Consider the following 20847-nt stretch of genomic DNA (forward strand, 5'->3'; position numbering starts at 1 on the left):
CCTTTCTCTCATCGCCGTCATCCTCTCGTACCGCGGTTATGGGTATAGTTCGGCAGCAGCTTCGGCGACGGCGTCCCGTTTCTCGCGTGGGCCGCCTCCCGCTCTTCTTCAAAGCGCTGCACGTGCGCTACCGTCAGCGCCCCCAGAGACGCCGTCCGGCTGTAGGCCGCCGCTTCCCTGCCGGCAATGCGCCCGAAGACGATGATGTCGAGGAGGCTGTTGCCCATCAGCCGGTTCGTCCCGTGAATGCCGCCGACGTCTTCCCCTGCTGCATACAGGCCGGGAATCTTCGTCGCGCTGCGCTCGTCGATGCAGATGCCGCCGTTTTGATAATGAAGGGTAGGATATACTAAAATAGGCTGCTTGCGGATATCGATGCCGAACCGCTCGTACATATGAATCATCGCCGGCAGCCGCCGCTCCATCGTCCCTTCGCCGTGAATCATATCTACCATTGGCGTATCGAGCCACAGCGCAGGCCCGTGAAGGGCATGGACGCCTTTATGGCGGGCCAGGCATTCGCGGATAATCGACGCCGCTACGACGTCGCGCGTCTCCAGCGGATGCAGGAAGGCTTCGCCGTCCTTGTTGACCAGCATCGCGCCGAGGGAACGGACCTTTTCCGTCACCAGGGCGCCGTAAATCTGCGGCGGATAAGCGGCTCCCGTCGGATGATACTGTATCGCGTCGGCGTATACCAGAGGCACGCCGGCCCGATAGGCCAGCACCAGCCCGTCTGCCGTCGAGCCGTAGTGATTGGACGTAGGAAATCCCTGATAGTGCAGCCGCCCGGCGCCGCCCGTGGCGATGATGACGCTTTTCGCCCGGACGACATGGTATTCCTGCGTATCGAAATCATACAATACGGCTCCGGCCGCTTTGCCTTCTTCATCTAAGATGAGCTCTACAGCCGGCGAATATTCCAGAACTTCTACGCCTTCGTCGCGCACCTCGTCGCGGAGGACCCGCATGATTTCGGCTCCCGTATAGTCGCCGCAGGCATGCATCCGCTTGCGCGACGTGCCGCCGCCGTGAGTCGTGACCATCGTGCCGTCGTCGTATTTATCAAACATGACGCCCAGGCCGCCTAGCCATTGGATCGCCGCAGGCCCCTGCATGACGAGGCATTTCAGCAGTTCCGGCACATTTTTGAAATGCCCGCCGCCCAGAGCGTCTAAATAGTGGATAGCCGGCGAATCGTTTTCCTTATCGGCCGCCTGAATGCCGCCTTCAGCCATGCCCGTGTTGGCGTCGCCGAGACGCAGCTTCGTCGCCAGCAGGACGGACGCGCCGTGCTGGCGCGCTTCAATAGCCGCCGCGGCCCCGGCGCCCCCGCCTCCGATGATGAGGACGTCCGCATCGTGCTCGATATGGCTCAAGTCAAAGTCCGCGCCGAGAAGGCGGCTCTTTCCCTCCAGAACCGCCGCCAGCTCGCTGGGCACCTTATCGCCTGTATTGGGGCCGACCATCAAAATAGAAAAATCCTTATGGCTGTAATCGGGATGATAATTCCGCAGCAGCTCCTGCTTTTCCTGAGCCGTATACCGGCGCAGCTCCGCATACAGGCGCTCGTTCCGCGTAGCGTCTACGCAGGCCTGCGACGCCAGCATTTCTTCTGTATATTTCATGGTGCCGCCTACCTTTCCATGTCCCGCGCTTCATACAGCCGGTGAATTTCTTTATCGGACAAATGCATAAAACGTTCCAGTTCCTCATCGTACAGCCCAGCCTCAATATCCTGAACCCGCTTATCCAGGTGGGCGCTTTTTTTCGCGATATACCGGCCCGTCAGGCGGCGAACCATGAGGCTGACTGCGCTGTGGCTGATCTTTACCGGGCAGCGGGAGGCGCAGATATCGCAGGCGACGCAGCGGAAGGATTCTTCGGCGCAGCCTTCGTAATCGCCGCGCTGGGCCAAGGCGATGTACTTCATGACGTTGATGCCCTGGGGGCAGCTCTTCGTGCAGGCATTGCAATGAATGCAGTTGTAGATTTCCGGGTAAAACTGCCCTACGACGTTGCCGGCCAGGGGCAGATTGTTGATATCGTAATCCTTTTTATTGATGGGAAAGGATTCCAGACGGCCGACGCACATGCCTTCTTCCACCTTCGTCTGGCAGGCCAGGGCGGAATACAGCTTCGTCTCGCCCTGAATGCGGTACACGACGGCGCAGGCTCCGCAGAACCCGCTGCGGCAGCCGCAGCCCCGCACGAGGCGGAAGCCAGCGTACTCCATGGCCCGCATGATCGTCAAATCTTCCGGCACAGTGCATCGTTTTCCCAATATATGCAGGGTAACCATATGATGTTTCGCAGTCATGTATTCTCCTTTTCTTGTTTCCGGCCGCTGCCCTTCGGATGATAGGGGCACCGCCGGCCTAAACACTGATTATTATTGACATAATACGTACATTCTATCGATTCCGGCATCTCCATCGACACGCCCAGCTTCTCCCTGCAGAAGGAGACGGCCTGACAAATCGCCGTAAAGGAATCGCGCTTGCAGCACCGCGGCCCTCCTATGGCCCCGATAGCCGCCAGCGCCCGGGAGGTCATCGTATTGGCCAGGCCCCACGCGTCCTGCGACAAGGGCGTCGCCCCAGTGACGACGGAAACAAAAATTCCCGCACTGACAGCCGCGCCGCAGGCGCCCCAAAAGCCGCACGCCCCGCCGGGCACTTCGCGGCCGCGCCGTACGATTTCCGCCATAGCCTCGGCAAAGGCCACGGCGCCGCCGGAATGGTAATAGGCCGTAAGCAGGGCCGCTCCGACGAGCACGTGATGCTCGTTTCCATGCATGTGCACATAGGGCTGATCCATAAGCGCTCTGGCGACTGCCACGGGATTTTTTTCTTCCGACCTGAGGCAGTACGCTTCTATCCAGGCAACGGCGTCCTTTCCGTGGCAATCGTCGCAGACATAGTGACCGCCTTCGCAGGAAACGCGGCTGAAAAACTGCCTATGGCATACGACGCATTCCACGGGCCGCTCCGTCGTCGTGTATACGAGGGGACGGCCGCAGATCAAACATTCTTCCATATTCCACCCTCCTTAAGGTGTGTTTCATTATACCATATTCCAGGGTTTATAACCAAAACGCCAAGCACGAAATACATGCTTGGCGTTTTTGCCTGCCTGTTCAGCAGGTACATATTCTATTAGGCTAATACTTCCAGGAGGCAGTCGCCGCTGATAATGGCCTGGCCCTTGATGACGTAGATTTCGCCGACAGTGCCGTCGATAGGAGACGTAATCGTCGTTTCCATCTTCATAGCTTCCGTTACGACGAGGTCGTCGCCTTTCTTGACCTTCTGGCCCGGCGATACGAGGACGTTGACGACGGAACCGGACAAGGTGGCGCCGATGTCGCCTACCTTGGACGGGTCGGCTTTGCGTCTCGTCACGGTCTTCATGTCGACGCTCTTATCCTGTACCTGGATTTCGCGTTCGACGCCGTTGAACATGAACGTAATGGTACGCATGCCGCTTTCGTCGGGGTCGCTGATGTTGATCATCGTGATAACCAAATCCTTGCCCTTTTCGATTTCAACGTGGATTTCTTCATTTTTCTTCATGCCGAAGAAGAAGGTCGGCGTATCCAATACGCTTACGTCGCCGTACAGCTTGATATTTTCATTGTAATCCTTAAATACCTTTTCGTACTGGCAGTATGCGTTGATATCTTCGTCTTCGTGCTTGTAGCCTGCGCCGGCCAGTTTCTTGCGGACGGCTTCGAAGTCGACGGGGGCCAGGCTCTTGCCCGGACGTTCCGTCAACGGCTTGCGGCCCTTCAAGATGATGGACTGCAGTTTTTCCGGGAAGCCCTGATAGGGGATGCCCAGACGGCCTTCGAAGAATTCTACGACGGACTGGGGGAAGTTGAGGATATCGCCTTTTTCGTAGATATCCTTTTCCGTCAGGCCGTTCTGTACCATGAACAGCGTCATGTCGCCGACGACTTTAGACGACGGCGTTACCTTGACGATATCGCCGAACATCATGTTAACGTCGTGGTACATCTTCTTGATGTCGTTCCATTTTTCGCCGAGGCCGACGGCTTTCGCCTGCTGACGGAGGTTGGAGAACTGTCCGCCAGGCATTTCATGCTGGTATACTTCCGTGTTGGGGAACGGTTCGGCCTTGTCTACGCCCTTGTAATACGGACGTACCGTCGCCCAGTAACGGGACATTTCTTCCATGGCGTCGATGTCCAAGTCGGGCTGGCGGTCGGTGCCGCTCAACGCATAGTACAGCGTGTTCATGCTCGGCTGGCTCGTGCCGCCGGCAAAGGACGAGTAGGCTGCGTCGACAATATCGACGTTGGCAGCCACGGCGCGGCTCAATGTCGCGACGCCGTTGCCCGAGCCGTCGTGCGTATGGAGGTGTATCGGCAGGTCGACCGTTTCTTTCAGAGCCGAAACGAGGCGGTACGCCGCTTCCGGCTTGAGCAGGCCGGCCATATCCTTGATGGCGATGATGTTGGCGCCGGCGTTCTGCAGTTCCTTCGCCATGTTGACGTAGTACGCCAGGTCGTATTTCGTGCGGGAGCTGTCGAGGATATCGCCGGTGTAGCACAAGGCGACTTCGGCGATCTTGCCCGTTTCGCGGACGGCTTGAATCGTGCCGTACATGTTGTCCAGGCTGTTGAGGCTGTCGAAAATACGGAATACGTCGATGCCGTTTTTCGCCGACAATTCGACGAAGTTCTTGACGACGTTGTCCGGATAGCTCGTGTAGCCTACGGCGTTTGCGCCGCGGATGAGCATCTGAAGCAAAATGTTCGGCGCTTTTTCGCGCATCTGGCGGAGGCGTTCCCACGGATCTTCATAGAGGAAGCGATAGGCAACGTCGAAGGTCGCGCCGCCCCAGCATTCGTAGGAGAAGAACTGCGGCAGCTTCTTGGATGCCGTTTCGAGGACGCGGAGCATATCGATGGTGCGGACGCGGGTAGCCATCAGGGACTGGTGGGCGTCACGCATCGTCGTATCCGTAACCAAAACTTTTTTCTGGTCGAGAATCCACTTGGAGAACTTTTCCGGCCCCATGGAATCGAAAATCTGCTTCGTGCCGGCCGGATACTCACCTGCTACAGCTGTCGGCATTTCCAATCGTTCGAATTCCGGTTTTTCCTGATGACCAGTGCCAGCATAGCCGTTAATCGTCGTTTCACCGATGTATTTCAGCAGCTTCGTGCCGCGGTCCTGTACGACGGGCAGGTTAAACAGTTCCGGATGGTTGTCAATGAAGTTGACATTGTACGAACCGTCCACGAATTCCGGAGATTTCAGCACGTTGATGAGGAAGCCGATGTTCGTCTTAACGCCGCGGATACGGAATTCTTTCAGCGTACGCAGCATTTTCTGCACAGCCCCTTCATGGGTCAGCGCATATGTCGTAGCCTTAACGAGAAGGGAATCATAGTACGGCGTAATAATCGCGCCGGTATACGCATTGCCGCTGTCGAGACGGACGCCGAAGCCGCCGCCGCTGCGGTATACCATAATTTTGCCCGAATCCGGCATAAAGTTGTTCATCGGGTCTTCTGTCGTAATACGGCACTGGATGGCGTTGCCCTGGCAATGAATCGATTCCTGCGACGGAATGGCAATTTCCTTGCTGTCCAGCGCATAGCCTTCGGCCACTTTTATCTGGGTCTGTACAATATCGATACCCGTGATCATTTCCGTGACAGTATGTTCTACCTGTACGCGGGGGTTAACTTCGATAAAGTAGAATTTTTCATCAGGTGTAACAAGGAATTCGACCGTGCCGGCATTGACATAGTTGACGTTCTTCATGAGCTTGATCGCCGCGTCGCAAATGTCCTTGCGGAGCTTTTCCGACAGGGAAAAGGCCGGGGCGATTTCGACAACCTTCTGATGACGGCGCTGAATAGAGCAGTCCCGTTCGAATAAATGGATGACGTTGCCGTGTTCGTCGCCCATAATCTGAACTTCGATGTGCTTCGGGTTAACGATGCATTTTTCCAAATAAATTTCGTCGTTGCCGAATGCCAATTTAGCTTCTGACCTTGCCCGGTCATAGGCTTCGCGCAAATCAACCATGCGGTTGACCATGCGCATGCCGCGGCCGCCGCCGCCGTTGACGGCTTTGAGCATGATGGGGAAGCCTTCTTCGCGGGCGAATTTTTCGACTTCTTCATAATTCATAACCGGGCCGTCGCTGCCGGGAATATACTGGATGCCCGCTTTTTTAGCCTGAATACGGGCATTGATTTTATCGCCGAACATGATGAGATGTTCGACCTTAGGCCCAATGAAAATAATGCCTTCTTCTTCGCAGCGCTTTGCCAAATCGGCGTTTTCGGACAAGAAGCCGTACCCCGGATGGATCGCGTCTACGTCGTGTTCATGGGCAATGCGGATAATATCTTCAATATCTAAATATGCATCTACCGGTTTCTTACCTTCCCCAACCAGATAGGATTCGTCCGCACGGAAACGGTGCAGAGACAGCGAATCTTCTTTGGAGTAAATAGCTACGGTGCGGATTCCCAGCTCGTTGCAGGCACGGAATACGCGGATAGCGATTTCCCCACGGTTGGCCACTAAAACCGAACGAATTTTTCTCATGAAAATACCCTCCTGAGTAATGATTTACAGTACATAACAATGAATGATAGGTATATTACCTTTTCTTTTCACTGTAGTTTTAATTATAACAAAATAGGAAAACATTACAAGAGAAGGAATCGTTATATACGGAATAAATACTGTATACAAAATAAGAACTGCCGAGTTATCCCCGAATCCTTCCGAAAATGATAAAAAGCCCGCCGCACATTGCTGCGCGGCAGGCAGGGAGAGGCGTTACCGATGCTGAATCGCTTCGACGACAGCTGGTAATTCTGTAATATCCTGGATCACGTAGTCTGCGCCGGCTCCTTCAAATACGGCCCGCACGTCCTGACGCTTCTGCGTTTTTTCTTCTTCGCTCAAGGCGTTGAACTGGTCTTCGTTCAGTCCCATGACGGAACTGCCGTCGATAATGCCGACGGACCAGACGCCGGCGGCCTTGCCCTCTTTAATATCCGACACGGTATCGCCGACCTTGACGACGCAGCGCACGTCCGACAAACCCAGCTTCATCATGTTTTTAAAGATCATATAGGGATACGGGCGTCCCTTGCCGTCCGTCGAATCAGGGGAAAACCAGCAGTCCGGCTCATAGCCCTGGTCCGCCGCGGCTTTGACGACGATGTCCATCATGACGTCCGTATATCCCGTCGTCGAGCCGATGGCCAGCCCCATAGCCCGAAGCTTGGCTACCGTCTCGATGACGCCGGGCTTTACCTTCGAATAATTGGCGAGCGTCGACAACAGCTCCGGTTCAAAATGGCTGTAAACTTTTTCTACGTCTTCTTCCGCCCAGGCGCTGCCGTTTGCGTCTTTCCAGGCTTCGCCGATGCGGTCCATGGACAGCATGGTGCGGATGTGGTCGCGCTTGAGCATCCCCATGGGCTTTCTCGTTTCTTCTTCCGTAACGGTTACGCCGTTGGCGGCAAAGCTGTCCATAAAGGCCCGGACAGGAGCCATGCAGCCGAAGTCGACTGTCGTACCTGCCCAGTCAAAGATAATTCCTTCTATTTTCATCGTCTTACTTCAATCCCTTCATATAATCTGTGAAAATCTGCAGAATTTTCTGTACGTCTTCGTCGTAAATTTCGCCGATATTGCCGAGGCGGAACGTATCCTGGGCCGTCAGCTTGCCCGGATAGATGACGTATCCCCGTTCTTTCAGGAAGGCGTACATATCCTGGAAGTCGAAGGACATGGTTTCCGGGTACAGGAAGGTCGTAATGATCGGCCCCTGCACGTCCTTGTCGATATACGCCGTAAAGCCCAGGGCTTCCATCCCTTCGCGAAGGGCGGCGTTCGTGCGGGCGTACCGTTCGTGACGGGCCGCAATCCCTCCTTCGGCGCGCAGTTCTTCCAGCGCCTTGCGGAAGGCTGCGACGACGTGTGTCGGCGACGTGAAGCGCCATTTGCCACTGTCCTTTTCCATTGTTTCCCACTGGGCGTATACGTCGAGGGACAGGCTGCGGGCCGTGCCCTTCGTTTCCTTCAAATCAGCTTCCTGGGCAATGATAAAGGAGAAGCCCGGCACGCCCTGGATGCACTTGTTGGCGCTGCTGATGAGGTACGTAATCCCCAAAGCCGGCACGTCGATATCGACGCCGCCGAAGCTGCTCATAGCGTCGACGATGAATTTCTTGCCATATTTCTTGGCGACTTCGCCGACGGCAGCAATATCGTTGAGAATTCCCGTCGTCGTTTCGCTGTGAACCATGGAAATGTGGGTAATCGACGGATCATTCTGCAAAGCGGCTTCAATATCTGCAGCATTCGGAACAGTATCGTACGCAGTTTCGACAGTTCCATAAGGAATGCGGTGATAACGGCAGATTTCCGCCATGCGCTTGCTGTACGCGCCGTTGACGGCGATGAGCAGCTTGTCCGTGTCTTTAATGACGCTGGACAAGACGGCTTCTACGCCGAAGGTGCCGCTGCCCTGCATGAGAACCGTCGTATAGCCTGTTTCCGCATGAGCCAGGCGGAGAAGTTCCGCCCGGATTTCCTGGGTCATTTGCTTATAATCGTCATCCCACGTGCACAAGTCGACGAGCATTTCTTCCTTTACCGTTTCCGTCGTCGTAAGCGGCCCCGGAGTGAGCAATTTATATTTGTTTTTATCCATAATTCGTTACCTGCTTTCTCTTCGATTATCCTTTAATGAGCTGCTGATGCTTTTTCAAGAGGTCTACAGTCAGCGCTTCCTTATACTGCTTCGGATAGGCCGGTTCGAAGGTCTTGTCTACGGTTTCGCCTTCATACAGGGCCATGGGGTAGAATTTGAGCAGTTCCTGGCGGCTGTTCTTGACGATGCATTCGGCCATCTTCATAGCCAGCTCTTTCTTCTTGCTGTCGGCCTTATTGATAACGGCTACGCCTTCGGTGAGGAAGAAGTTGCCTTCCGTCGGGTCGACGACTTTAATGGGCAAGCCTTTCTGTTCTTCCATCAGGCCCTGATGACGGAGGCCGAAGCCGACGGCCACTTCGCCGGCCTTAACTTTTTTGAGGGGGCCGGAACCGGATTTTTCCATGTGCGGGCCGGCGTTGGCTTCGAGCTGTTTCAAGATAGCTGCGCCTTCCTGTTCGCCGTAAGCGTCGAACACGGCCTGGGCCAGCAGCCAGGATGTAGACGAGCCCATGATATCAGGCAGGGAAATCTTATCTTTATATACGGGGTTGGTCAAGTCTTTAATGGATTTCGGCATGGGGAGATTTTCCTTCTGCAATACTTCCGTATTGACGAAGATGGCGCCGAACTGGCCTGTCGTCGGCTTGTAATACGACGGCGTTTCCTGCAAGGTCTTGGCGTCGAAGGTCAAGTCTGCGAACATCTTGTTTTCCTTCTGGGCCGAATCGATATAATAGGTGCTCATAGTAATCAAGTCGGCTTCGATATTCGTGCCTTCGGCCATGAGCTTACCGCCTAATTCGGACGTGCCGAAGGCCTGCATGACATATTTTCCTTCAAAGCCGTTGCTGTCCAAGGCATGCTTGAAGGCGTCCTGCGCTTCCGGGTCGGCGTTGGTATAGATGACGACTTGTTCGTCTGCCGACGCGCTGTCGCCGCTGCTGCCGCAGCCGGCAAATCCGGCGGCCATAGTCACGGCCAAACATCCGGCGATTAAATACTTGTACCATTTTTTCATGATGCAAATCCTCCTCGTAGTAGCTTATACATATTGTGATTTTTATATGCGTTCCGGCAAATCTTCCAGGCCGGCGTTCTGCCTTTTGGCCTCTTTGCCGAAAATGCTTTGGAATTTCTGCTTGACATGGAGCACGATATCGTCATGGCTCGACAGATAATCGAAGATGACCTTGACGATGATATTCGTCAGGAAAATGAGCAGGGACAACACGAATACTTCGTCGTATTTTTCAAAATACTGGGCCTGGGTGATCTTCGTCGTCATGACCATCGTGCGGGCGCCGGTGACGAAGATAATGGCGCTGATCGTGACCATAGCCTGAATGAAGATATAGCTGAGCATCTGGAACACCGTCGACATCGTGTTGGGAATGATGACCCGGAAAATCGTCTTCAGCCACGAATCGCCCATCAGAGCCCCCGTCGTTTCCCAAGACATGTTGATCTTAGACAGGGAAGCCTGAATCATGAGGTACGGCGTCGTAAATTCGCGGACTGAATTCAGCAGGATAATGATGATGAAGGTGTTCTGAATCGGCGAGCCCGTAAAGGCAAACAAGAATGCCACGCCGAGGACCATGCCGGGAACGGTATTCGTCACCATGGCGCAGGCGTCCATGAGCATCTTGCAGACGCCGGGAAGCTGGGAACGGGCGTTGACCAGGGCAGCCATGTAGGCCAGGACCGTGCCGATGACGGCCGTGGCGGCGGCTACCATGACGGAGTTCGTATACACCGTTTCAATGGACCGGTCGCTCAAAATGCGCTGCAGCGTTTCCGTCGTAAAGACGACCTGATAGGGCCAGCTCTTAATGAACGGCACGATAAACATGATGGCGAAAATAGCGAAGATCGCAGCAATCACGACGACGTACACGGCGGCAAAGAAACCATCGCGCACCTTGTCGTCGGCCAATTCAAAGGTGCTGATCTTGTTGTAGCGGAAGTTGAAGCGTTCTGTAAACCGCAGGAGCCACACGGCGACGATAGACGGAATCAGCATGATGACGGCAATAGCCGAGCCGGACTGGAAATCAGGCACGGCGCCCATCATGACCATGTACAGCTGCGTCGCCACGACGGTGTACTGTCCTCCGATAGAAGCAGGAATACCGAAATCCGTAAAGGATAAGAAGAAGGAAAGAATAAAGGCTGCGGCAATCGTCCCAATCATAGGACGCACGCTCGTAATATAGAACGTGCGCAGCGGGCTGTCGCCCATAATCTGCGATACGATGATGAAATGTTTGTCTACGTACTTAAAGGCGTTGTACAGCAAAACAAAGGCTGGCGGCAGCGTGTAGATAACGTAGGAAATGAGCAATCCCCAAAATCCATAAATGGAAAAGAGCTGGTGCCCGATAATCTGAGTAATTAACCCCTGTTTGCCCAAGGAATAAATGACGGCAAACCCATAGGTTAAGGTCGGCAGAAACATGGGAAGGATGATGAGTATCTGCACGACAGATTTAAAGCGGTCCGGCAGCTTCGTATAATGAAGCCCATAGGCCAATATAAAGGCCAGTACGACTGTGATGAAGGCTTCCAGTCCCGATACGGCAAAGCTGTTGCGCAGGGACAGTAAAAATTCCTCATTGTTCAGCACGGCCAGATAATTTTCCAATCCGACGCCGCCGGAAGCCTGCAAGAAGGACTTGCTGAGCAAGATAGCCAAGGGACAGCAAACGGCGCCTAAAAAGACGACGCATATAAGCCCGAATATAAACTTTAACTCTATTCGTTCTTTTTCCATGACCTTCTCCTTTACTGCGCCTGCCGCGCCGCAGGCATCGCGCCGGGTTCAAACAGCTTGTAAATGTTGTCGCGCTTGATTTGCAGCTGCGACAAGATAAACTTTTTGATGAAATCGTCCTTCGGAGCATGGATAATGTTGTCCGGCGTATCGAACTGGGCGATTTTGCCGCCGTTCAAAATAAGCACCCGATGAGACAAGGTAAGGGCCTCTTCCGGGTCATGGGTTACGATAATCGTCGTCAGATGATACTGCTTGGCAATGGTGCGGATGCGTTCTTTAATGGATTCCTTAATAACGCCGTCCAGCGCGCTGAGCGGTTCGTCGAGCAGGAGAATCTTTGGCTTCATCACCAGCGTTCTGGCTAAAGCGACGCGCTGCTTTTGGCCGCCCGAAAGCTGACTGATGCGCTTATCGACGTGGTCCTGCAGGTCCAGAAGACGAATGAGATCGGCAACTTCTTCTTTTGTCGCAATGCCCGGCTTATTGCGCAAGCCGTACACGATATTCTGATAGGCCGTCAGGTTGGGGAACAACGCATAATCCTGAAATACGATGTTGAATCCCCGCTTCTGCATGGGAACGCAGCTTAAATCTTCGCCCTTATACAAGAGTTGACCGCCGCTGAGCGGCGTAATTCCTAAAATGACGTTCAGCAGCGTCGTTTTGCCGCCGCCTGAAGGTCCTAAGATAGAAATAATTTCGCCGTCTTCCACGGTCAGGGAAATATCGTTAAGAATCACTTTTTCATCATACTTTTTAACAATATGCTTTAACTCCAGCATAGGGGATGTCCTCCTTTTTCAACACTCTTGTTGCAGTATACGTCCCCTTTGCAAAGATTATATTTATATATCGTAATTTTTAGGTAAAATACGGAAAATAAAAGCAAATAACGTTAATTTATTGCTCCATAACTACAGCCTATAAAATGCATAAAAAAAGACCGTCCAGTCTTCATAGTGCACTGAACGGCCTTTCACATTATATTTCTGTTCGCTTCATGCTGCAATATTCTGCAAATATTATGTTATTTTCTCAAAATAAACCGCACCAACAGGATGCTCGCTTCATACAATACAATCATCGGCACGGCGATCATAACCTGCGTAAACACGTCCGTCGTCGGCGACACGACAGCGGCGAAGATAAAGGCGACGACGATGAGAACGCGCCGCTTAGATTTCAAAAAGGCCGACGTAATCAAACCCATCTTCGCCAGGAAAAACAAGACGAGGGGCAGCTCGAAGACAACGCCGAAGGGCAGCATGAAAGCAATAAAAAAGGACAAGTACGAGCTGAGTGAAAACATAGGCTGCAGCGACGCCGTAGCAAATCCCATAAAAAACAGCACGGCCGCCGGAAATACGGCGTAATACGAAAAGGCCAGGCCGGCATAAAACAGCAGCACCGCCGTTGGAATAAGCCAGAACACGGCGGCCCGCTCGGAAGGCATCAGGGCCGGACGGACGAAGCCCCATAGTTCATAGCAAATAATCGGCAGCGTCACCAACACGCCCGTACACACGGCTACCTGAATATACGAGAAAAAGACTTCTGCCGGATTGAGAAAATACAGCTTGCCTGCCGGAGCCGATATGACGTCGATGATTTCCTCCACAAAATTATAGGAAACGCCGCTGGCAACGGCTACCGCTGCCAGGCAGATAATCAGGCGGCTGCGAAATTCCTGCAAATGTCCGCTCAGCGGCATTTCTCCGTCCTGGTTCTCCTTAACGGGAGAGTTATCGCTGTCTGCTGCGCTCTGCGCGACCGCGATTTCCTCTTCCGCCTTATCGGGCTTTGTCTCCATGGCTTCCTCCTATGTGCTTCACGTCGTTTATATCCTTTTGAATCGATTCTTTTACTTCCTGTATGTCCCCGGCATGGATGTCGTCGGCGACATCGCGCATGGCCTTTCGGAATTCCCGCAGGCCCTTCCCGAAGGCTCTCGCGACTTCCGGAAGTTTCCCCGGGCCGAAGACGAACAGGGCGACGACGGCTACGACGATCATCTCGCCCATTCCGATGTTGAACATAGCTCCAATCCCCTCTTTTTACGAAAACAGGCGCCTGATTTGCTCAAGCACCTGTTGAATCCGTACGTATATAATTAGAGATAATGAACCCGGGACGGGTCGTAGCGGTCTTCTTTCAGCCGTTCGTTGCCGCTGTCCTTCGGATAGCCGAAGGATACGATAGCGAAGGGCGTAAAGCCTTCGGGAACGCCTACGGCGCGGCGGACGATGACTTCTCTCGATTTATACGGCGAAACGCCGATCCACACGGCGCCCAATTCCAAATGAACTGCTTCCAGCAGTATATTTTCTACACAGGCGCTTAAATCGAGGTTGACGAAGGCCGGGAAGCGCTGGTTTGTATCACGGCTGCAAACGACGATAGCCGCAGGCGCATTTGCCGCGCAGCCGGCGTAGGGGCTGCAGCGGGATAAATCCTGAATCACCCGTTTATCACGAACGACGTAAAATTCCCAAGGCTGTTGGTTTCCCATGGAAGGGGCGGCCATGCCGGCGCGCAGCAAGAGTTCTATCTTTTCATCTTCAACCATAGTCGGCAAAAATTTTCGAACGCTGCGTCTGGTAAAGATTTCATTCATACTAATCTACTCCCTCCTGAGTACTAAAATAAAAGTACTATATTGGTTTATTATACCATACATAGTAAAAAATAAGAATAGAAAATGGGCTGTAAAAAATTCTTACGCGCCCTGTAAAGAGGACGTAAAATAGAAAGGGCGCCGTCCGAAGCCCTGACGGCACGCCGTATATCCTTACGTATATCGTTAAACGTATATACCATAATCCAAACAGACAATCTCTTGTTCTCTTGCCCGGAAATACAAAAAGAGAGCCTTTCTTCATCAGAAAAGCTCTCTTATCTGGTGCCGGAGAAGGGACTTGAACCCCCACGGTGTTACCCGCCTGATTTTGAGTCAGGTGCGTCTGCCATTCCGCCACTCCGGCAAGCTGTACTTCATTCCTTAGCACGAAAATAATTATATCACAAAAATCCTTGCCGTCAAGTATTTTTTACAATCTCAGCAAAAAATTATTTTGCTGAGATTGTCTTTTCCCTTCGCCGCTGCCCATCATAGTATATGTTATAAGTATTCTAATTCGCCGATACCTTCGCACGACAGCAGCACTAAATATACGTCCATCTCATGAACGGCCAAAAAATCTTCGACAGCTTCCTCGCAGACCTGAAGAGCCTCTTCCCGAGGATAGCCGAATATACCCGATGAAATCAGCGGAAAGGCAATAGACCGAAGGCCCCGGGATTCGGCAAGGGCCAGCGATTTGGCGTAGCATTGATACAGTAATTCCCGTTCGCCATGGTCGCCGCCTTCCCACACAGGCCCTACGGTATGAATGACGTACTGCGCCGGCAGATGAAAGGCCGGCGTGATGACGGCCTCCCCCGTCGGGCAACGGCCGATTTCCTGACAGGCTTCCGTCATCTCGGCATATCCGGCAGCCCGAAATATAGCGCCGCATACGCCGCCGCCCATCAGCAGCCGCTCGTTGGCCGCGTTCACGATGGCGTCGGCCTGCACCTTTGTAATGTCTCCGCAAATAATTTTAAACGGCATCTCCAGTTACCTCCTGCACAGATTGTATAGCATCACTATACTAAAGATAGAATTATTCTGCAAGAGAAGCAGCCTATATAAAAAATGAAAGCCCGCTGCCGGCAGGGGCTTTCATTGCAAAAGATATCTAAGGCTTGCAGCTGCCGCAGGGCGAATATCCCCGAGACAATAAATCACCGCGCGAGCCGGTATAGGTTTCCTTATTCTGGTTCTTTATGGTCTTAGCACCGGAGCAAGAGGGCTTGTGAAATTTTTTAGAATTCGTATTTAATACGTACGTATCCCTTTGGCCTGCGTCAGCAGGTACTGTTCCGTCATGCTTCGTCGCGCCACCGCCGCCTTCCGCATGGCTCCGGCCCGTCGCATAGTCGATGACGATGCCTGGCTGGACATTATAGCAATAGACGTTAAAGCAAATACCGGTGCCCTTATCCTCAACCGATTCCGCCTCGATCTGCACGCCCCGAGCTACGAGCTCCTTTCCCTGAAAGACCGGCGTCACCCGATACAGTACGTGATTTCCCGTTTCCTTTACGTAGTCGGCTACCATGTTTTCAAAGGGAAGCATGCCCTGTACGTTCATATACCGGGTACCTGTAATGAGGTTTTGCTTATTTGCATTTTCCGCCGACAGCTGATAGCCGATGAGATGGCAGCGGTTATACAAATATTTGCCGTCGACGCCGTCGTATTTCGCCACCTGCCAGCCCGAAGGCTTCACCTGCCCGATAGCGCCCCTCTTTTCCGTCGGCATGATATCCCTGCCGATATTGGCGAATGCAGCGCCGCAGCGGCCCAGCGAATCCAGCGGGCTATACCGTTCAAAGGACGTCGCCGAAAAGTCGCTTTCCGAAAAATCCGGCTTATTATCATGCAGGACGACGTACGGCTGGCCGGAAAAGGCCGGTATATCAGCCAACGAGGCGGCAGCCGACACAGCGTTCGCCCGCGCCGGATTCTGAGTTTCGGCTCCGCCGCAGCCCGATAAAAGCAGGCACAGTGCCGCAACTAATGTCAATATTAAGGATATACATTTTTTCATTTTTTATAAATCTCCTCCGTAATACATGCATGGGAATTTCCCGGAAAATCCATTTTTTCTGCGAGCGTCCATCCCTGCGTCAGGGAAATAGGAAAAAATACGTCTCCCGGATAGGCTCGATTCCAGCGATACAGCCATATTTCCTCCATCTCGTCTGCCCGAGAGGAAAAGGCCGCCGTTTCTACGAAGCAAATGCCGCCGATGCCGGCCCTCTGCAGAAAATCCTCGGCGGCGCATACGCTGCCCGCCGCCTGCGCTTCAAACAACACAGCGCTGTCCGGATGTATCCATACAGTCCGGCCCGCCGCGCGCTGCAGCAGGCGTCGTATCAGAAACGCATCCCGGCTTTGACGGCGATGATTGAAAGCCATCCCCATGGCATTGTCTACGCAAGCTGCAATAATCATCCTGCTGTCACCCGCCCTTTCTCATGAGTATTTATGATATATATTACGAAAAAAAGAGCTGTCAATTTCTCGACAACTCTTTTTCCTGGTGCGGTTGATGGGACTTGAACCCATACGAGCTTTCGCTCACTACCCCCTCAAAGTAGCGCGTCTGCCATTCCGCCACAACCGCATGTGTAATTGTTGGTGCTCAGGGACGGAATTGAACCGCCGACACGGGGATTTTCAGTCCCCTGCTCTACCGACTGAGCTACCTGAGCAAAAAATATGGCGACCCCGATCGGATTTGAACCGACGATCTTCGCCGTGACAGGGCGACATGTTAAACCGCTACACCACGGGGCCGTTTCATACTTACCGGAACCTCTCGCGTTCCGACAAAAAGTATTCTATCATGTTCCTGCTCTTTTGGCAAGTACTTTTTTTATAATTTTTGCAGAACATGGCCTCTTTTTTCAAATCTCCCCTGCCGCCGCAGGACATTCTGCGCCTTACACCGTTGGGAAAATCTTGCCAAAGAAATAAAAGTCCAGTCTCGCTTCTCAACGGGCCCTGCCGCAGCTTCACGTCGCCTTAAATCTGAAAAAAATCTCGATTTCCCCGGCTGTCTCTACTATGTAAAGCCTGTATTTTGATGTATAATAAGGTCGATACCTGCTTTTACATAGTATTTACATTATTTACAGAAAGGTGACATTCCATGGTAAAACCCGCCAATAAACCGCAGCGGCTGTCCTTGTCTTCGTTGAAAGCGGATTTTTCTTCTGCCGTTTCAAGACGCAGGCTCGTTTACTTGCTATGTACGTTTTTCGTCATCTACGCCTTGTGCTATCAATGGCAGTTTCTCGTGTCCCTCGGCCTGGGGCCTGATAATATACATCACATGACGGTCGGGCTGATTCCAGCCGTAGGAGCTGTCGTCCTGTCCCTGGCCCTGTATTGGCGTCATCTATGCATCGCTTCCGTCGTGCCGACGGCCCTCATCGCCGTCAGCTGGATCGTGACGGGGCCTTATCTGAGCTATATCACGCTGATACAGCAGAATACAGTGTATTTAAATAATATGTATGATATTTACGTCGGACTGTATCTATTCGCCATCCTCTTTTGTCTGAACATGGCAGCCCGGCAGTTTTTAAACCGCAAAATCAGCGCGGCTATCATGACGGCCGTGCAGTTTGCGGCCTTCTTCGTCATCGCCCTGCAGTGGGTGTACTTCGCCCTGTACCACTCGTGCATTACCACGTCAGGGGCGTTGCTCATTTTCCAAACAGGGCCGGCGGAAACGCTGGAATACTTCCATTCCCTCGGCATTGGCCGCATCGTCTTTATCGTATTGTTCGTAGCGCTTTTAATCGGCGGACTTCTCTTCGCTAACTACACGCAGAAGACCTTGCCCCGCACGCCGGTGTACCGAAAGATTCTCCCCTTGCTGTCGCTGCTGATTATTTTCCCATCTGTCGGCGCGCTGGGCGAAGAAATCTTTCCTCAGGCCTTCCCGATCCGCACCTTTATCGACACGCACGATTACATGGAGCGCTCCGCCCTGTATGCGGAAAACCACGACGGCAAATTCGCCGCCCTGCAGGCAGTCCAGCTAAATCCGGCCGAGTACCCCAATACGGTCGTCGTCGTCATCGGCGAATCGGAAACGCGGACCCTTATGCACGCCTTCAACCCAAATCACGTAGAAAATACGCCGTGGCTGACATCTATGAAGGAAGACTCGGACTTTACGCTGTTTTCCAACGCTTACAGCTGCGTCTGGTACACTGTCCCTGTTTTAGAACGGGCCTTGACGGAAGCCAATTTCTATAATAATAAGGAATTCAATTCTTCCATTTCTATTTTGGATATGGCGAAAAAGGCCGGCTACAAGACGTACTGGTTCAGCAACCAGGGCTCCATCGGCGTCGCCGACACGCCCATCACGCTCGTCGCCAAGACCGCCGACGTCTCCGAATGGGTAGACCAGGAATTGAAGCAGTCGACGATGGACGGAGCGCTCCTGCAGTTTCTGCAGCGCGTCGACCCGAACGAAAAGAACTTCGTCGTCCTCCATCTCATGGGCAGCCACATTGAATACCGCAACCGCTATCCTAAGGAGTTCCAGGTATTTAACGACGGCACGGTAAATCAGCAGGCCGATTTCGACAATACCGTCCTGTATACGGACTGGGTATTGTCGCAGATTTTCGAATACGCCAAGGAAAATCTCAATCTGGACGCCATGATTTACTTCTCTGACCACGGCAGCGACCCCGATAAAGGCCGCCAGCCCGACGACATTTCCTTTAAGGTGCTGCGCATCCCCATGTTCTGCTACTTATCGGAAGGCTATCAGGCCCGCAATCCCGAAGTCGTCGAAGCCATCAAACAAAATAAAGACAAGTTCTTTACCAATGATTTAGCCTATGAATTTATCTGCGGCATCCTCAACATGCAGTCGCCCAACTACGACCCAACGTACAGCATAGCGTCGTCGCAGTGGAAAATGGAACGAAAGGATCTCGTAACCCGCTTCGGCAAGGTCAGCTTGCTGGAAGATACGGAATTCTAACGGTTTTCCAATTCTTTTATACGATACAAAAGACCCTGTCTGAGCCGTTTCAGACAGGGTCTTTTTCGTATTGCTTATGCAGTTTGAAAACGGTAGCCGTTTCCCCATACGGTTTCTATGGCCGTAAAGGCCGGCGATACCTGATTCAGCTTGTCCCTCAGCCGGTTGATGTGGACCGTCACAGTCGCCAAATCTCCGCTGGCGTCGAGATGCCAAACCTGTTGAAACAGCTCCTGCTTGGAAAAGACCTGATTGGGATGGCCGGCTAAAAATACCAGCAAATCGAATTCTTTAACGGTCAGCGGGATTTCCGTCTGGCCGCGGAATGCCTGACGGCGGCGAATAAATATCGTTAAATCGCCGGCGCATATATCGGCATCTTCGCCGACGGTCCGCCGTTCTTCCAGAAGCCGACGGCGCATAGACAAGCACGCTTCGATGCGCGCCGCCATGACGGCCGGCGAAACGGGAGCCGTAATGTAGTCGTCCGCCCCGGCTTCCAAGGCCTTGATCTGTTCTTCGTCGCAACCCCTTTCTGCGACGAGAAACACCGGGACGCTCTGGGCCGCGCGGATCTGACAGCACAGACCTATGCTGTCTCCGTCCGGCAAGGGCGAATGAATTAGAATCACGTCGGCCCCTCCTTGCTTCGCCGCCGCCAGCCCGTCTTTTCCGCCGGCCGCGGCGGCAACGTCGAATCCTTTCTTTTCAAAAAAGCCTTTTTCCCAGGCACTCGCCGTGCCCGTTCCCCCAATAATCAACATGTGCGCCATTGAAATTCCCCCTCTGCGCCAGATGAATATAAAGACTTATTTGCCTGTCTGAAGGCGCCGGAACCCGTAATCGAGAATAGCCGGCGCGTCTTCCCAGCGGTTGTCGTCGTTAAACAGGACGACGAGGAGCGTGCGGCCGTTTCGAGTCGCCGACGCGACCAGGCAATCGCCGGCCGCATTGGTAAAGCCCGTCTTGATGCCGTCAGCGCCCTTATACCCGCTGGTCAAAAAGCGGTTCGTCGTCGTGACGTGCTTCGGCGTCCGGCCGTCCAGATACTGCACGTCGTACGACGTAAGGCCTACGATGCGGCGGAATTCCGGGAATTTCTTCATGCCGTAGGCTGCCATCTTCGCCATATCGACGGCCGTCGTGTAGTGCTTTGCCGCCGTCAGGCCGTGAGGATTGACGAAATGCGTGTGCTTTGCCCCCATTTTCACAGCTTCCGCATTCATCATATCGGCATATCCGGCTACGGACCCGCCCAGCGTTTCCGCTACGGCGACGGCGGCGTCATTCCCCGATACGACCATCATGCCGCGCAGCGCTTCCCGTACGCTCAGCTTGTCTCCCGGCGCAATGCCCAGCGAAGAGGGCTCCGTATTCGCCGCGTAGCTGGAAATCTTCAGCGGCTGGTCCAGCTCGTCTTCTTTCTGGTCCAACGCTGTGATGAGCGTCACGATTTTCGTAGTGCTCGCCGGGTGCATCCATTTCGTAGGGTTGACCTGGTACAATATTTTTCCCGTATCGGCGTCGATCATGCAGGCCGCTTCCGCTCCTGTCGACGGCACCGCCGCCTGAGCCGCACTCCCGCTTACGCCGGAGCAGACTGCTAAAAACAAGGCGCACAGGCTGACTGCCATGATGCGCCGCCATTTACAAAACATGCTGCATCCACTTCCTTATCAAAATACATATTCTGCTGCCTGCCGGCAGCCTCTAAATATAATGCTTATTATA

18 protein-coding genes and 4 tRNA genes are annotated in these 20847 nt (G+C 53.3%); 1 reads left to right on the forward strand and 21 read right to left on the reverse strand.

Features of this window, described 5'->3' with window-relative positions:
- Positions 1–17: 17 nt before the first annotated feature.
- The 19 genes from E0L13_RS02955 to E0L13_RS03040 all read right to left on the reverse strand — a co-directional run bounded on the left by E0L13_RS02955 (position 18) and on the right by E0L13_RS03040 (position 16901).
- Positions 18–1628: an FAD-binding protein gene (locus E0L13_RS02955; RefSeq protein WP_168060207.1), complete on the reverse strand. Its 1611-nt coding sequence runs from the start codon at positions 1626–1628 to the stop codon at positions 18–20.
- A gap of 8 nt (positions 1629–1636) precedes the next feature.
- A complete protein-coding gene (locus E0L13_RS02960; RefSeq protein WP_168060209.1) occupies positions 1637–2320 on the reverse strand; it encodes a 4Fe-4S dicluster domain-containing protein in 684 nt (227 codons plus the stop codon).
- Positions 2317–3039, reverse strand: a complete 723-nt coding sequence (locus E0L13_RS02965) for a DUF5714 domain-containing protein (protein ID WP_168060211.1) — start codon at positions 3037–3039, stop codon at positions 2317–2319. The genes E0L13_RS02960 and E0L13_RS02965 overlap by 4 nt, the downstream gene beginning before the upstream one ends.
- Positions 3040–3158: 119 nt before the next feature.
- Positions 3159–6593: a pyruvate carboxylase gene (locus E0L13_RS02970; RefSeq protein ID WP_168060213.1), complete on the reverse strand. Its 3435-nt coding sequence runs from the start codon at positions 6591–6593 to the stop codon at positions 3159–3161.
- Between the two features lie 237 nt (positions 6594–6830).
- Positions 6831–7613 (reverse strand): phosphonoacetaldehyde hydrolase, encoded by a 783-nt coding sequence (gene phnX, locus E0L13_RS02975; RefSeq protein WP_168060215.1) that lies wholly within the window; start codon positions 7611–7613, stop codon positions 6831–6833.
- Between the two features lie 4 nt (positions 7614–7617).
- Positions 7618–8718 (reverse strand): 2-aminoethylphosphonate--pyruvate transaminase, encoded by a 1101-nt coding sequence (gene phnW, locus E0L13_RS02980; protein ID WP_168060217.1) that lies wholly within the window; start codon positions 8716–8718, stop codon positions 7618–7620.
- Positions 8719–8743: 25 nt separating this feature from the next.
- Entirely contained in the window at positions 8744–9739 is a 996-nt protein-coding gene (locus E0L13_RS11720; protein WP_087478229.1) for an extracellular solute-binding protein, read from the reverse strand.
- Between the two features lie 42 nt (positions 9740–9781).
- Complete coding sequence (locus E0L13_RS11725) at positions 9782–11494, reverse strand: ABC transporter permease subunit (protein WP_206081488.1); 1713 nt, start codon at positions 11492–11494, stop codon at positions 9782–9784.
- 11 nt (positions 11495–11505) lie between these two features.
- Positions 11506–12279, reverse strand: a complete 774-nt coding sequence (locus tag E0L13_RS02990; protein WP_168060219.1) for an ABC transporter ATP-binding protein — start codon at positions 12277–12279, stop codon at positions 11506–11508.
- Between the two features lie 245 nt (positions 12280–12524).
- Positions 12525–13307, reverse strand: a complete 783-nt coding sequence (gene tatC, locus E0L13_RS02995) for a twin-arginine translocase subunit TatC (protein ID WP_107196493.1) — start codon at positions 13305–13307, stop codon at positions 12525–12527.
- Positions 13288–13533 (reverse strand): twin-arginine translocase TatA/TatE family subunit, encoded by a 246-nt coding sequence (tatA, locus tag E0L13_RS03000; RefSeq protein WP_107196492.1) that lies wholly within the window; start codon positions 13531–13533, stop codon positions 13288–13290. Before tatA ends, tatC begins: the two co-directional genes overlap by 20 nt.
- 74 nt (positions 13534–13607) lie before the next feature.
- Positions 13608–14111, reverse strand: coding sequence for a nitroreductase family protein (locus tag E0L13_RS03005; protein ID WP_087478224.1), 504 nt, complete (start codon positions 14109–14111; stop codon positions 13608–13610).
- A gap of 283 nt (positions 14112–14394) precedes the next feature.
- Positions 14395–14478: transfer RNA gene (locus E0L13_RS03010), tRNA-Leu, on the reverse strand.
- 137 nt (positions 14479–14615) lie between these two features.
- Positions 14616–15107: a macro domain-containing protein gene (locus tag E0L13_RS03015; RefSeq protein ID WP_168060221.1), complete on the reverse strand. Its 492-nt coding sequence runs from the start codon at positions 15105–15107 to the stop codon at positions 14616–14618.
- A 127-nt stretch (positions 15108–15234) separates the two neighbouring features.
- Entirely contained in the window at positions 15235–16149 is a 915-nt protein-coding gene (locus E0L13_RS03020; RefSeq protein ID WP_168060223.1) for a DNA/RNA non-specific endonuclease, read from the reverse strand.
- Entirely contained in the window at positions 16146–16556 is a 411-nt protein-coding gene (locus E0L13_RS03025) for a ribonuclease Z (RefSeq protein ID WP_168060225.1), read from the reverse strand. Before E0L13_RS03025 ends, E0L13_RS03020 begins: the two co-directional genes overlap by 4 nt.
- Positions 16557–16642: 86 nt before the next feature.
- A tRNA-Leu gene (locus E0L13_RS03030) sits at positions 16643–16728 on the reverse strand.
- Between the two features lie 12 nt (positions 16729–16740).
- Positions 16741–16816 (reverse strand) — tRNA-Phe (locus E0L13_RS03035).
- Between the two features lie 8 nt (positions 16817–16824).
- Positions 16825–16901 (reverse strand) — tRNA-Asp (locus E0L13_RS03040).
- Positions 16902–17256: 355 nt separating this feature from the next.
- Here E0L13_RS03040 and E0L13_RS03045 point away from each other — a divergent pair.
- Entirely contained in the window at positions 17257–19116 is a 1860-nt protein-coding gene (locus E0L13_RS03045; protein ID WP_168060227.1) for a phosphoethanolamine transferase, read from the forward strand.
- A 74-nt stretch (positions 19117–19190) separates the two neighbouring features.
- Here E0L13_RS03045 and E0L13_RS03050 read toward each other — a convergent pair whose 3' ends face one another.
- Both E0L13_RS03050 and E0L13_RS03055 read right to left on the reverse strand, forming a co-directional pair.
- Positions 19191–19889, reverse strand: coding sequence for a response regulator transcription factor (locus tag E0L13_RS03050; protein ID WP_168060229.1), 699 nt, complete (start codon positions 19887–19889; stop codon positions 19191–19193).
- Positions 19890–19925: 36 nt separating this feature from the next.
- Positions 19926–20774, reverse strand: a complete 849-nt coding sequence (locus tag E0L13_RS03055; RefSeq protein ID WP_168060231.1) for a D-alanyl-D-alanine carboxypeptidase family protein — start codon at positions 20772–20774, stop codon at positions 19926–19928.
- Between the last annotated feature and the right edge of the window lie 73 nt (positions 20775–20847).

Origin of the sequence: Megasphaera sp. SW808, from assembly GCF_012027795.1 — a bacterium.
GTDB lineage: Bacteria > Bacillota > Negativicutes > Veillonellales > Megasphaeraceae > Megasphaera > Megasphaera stantonii.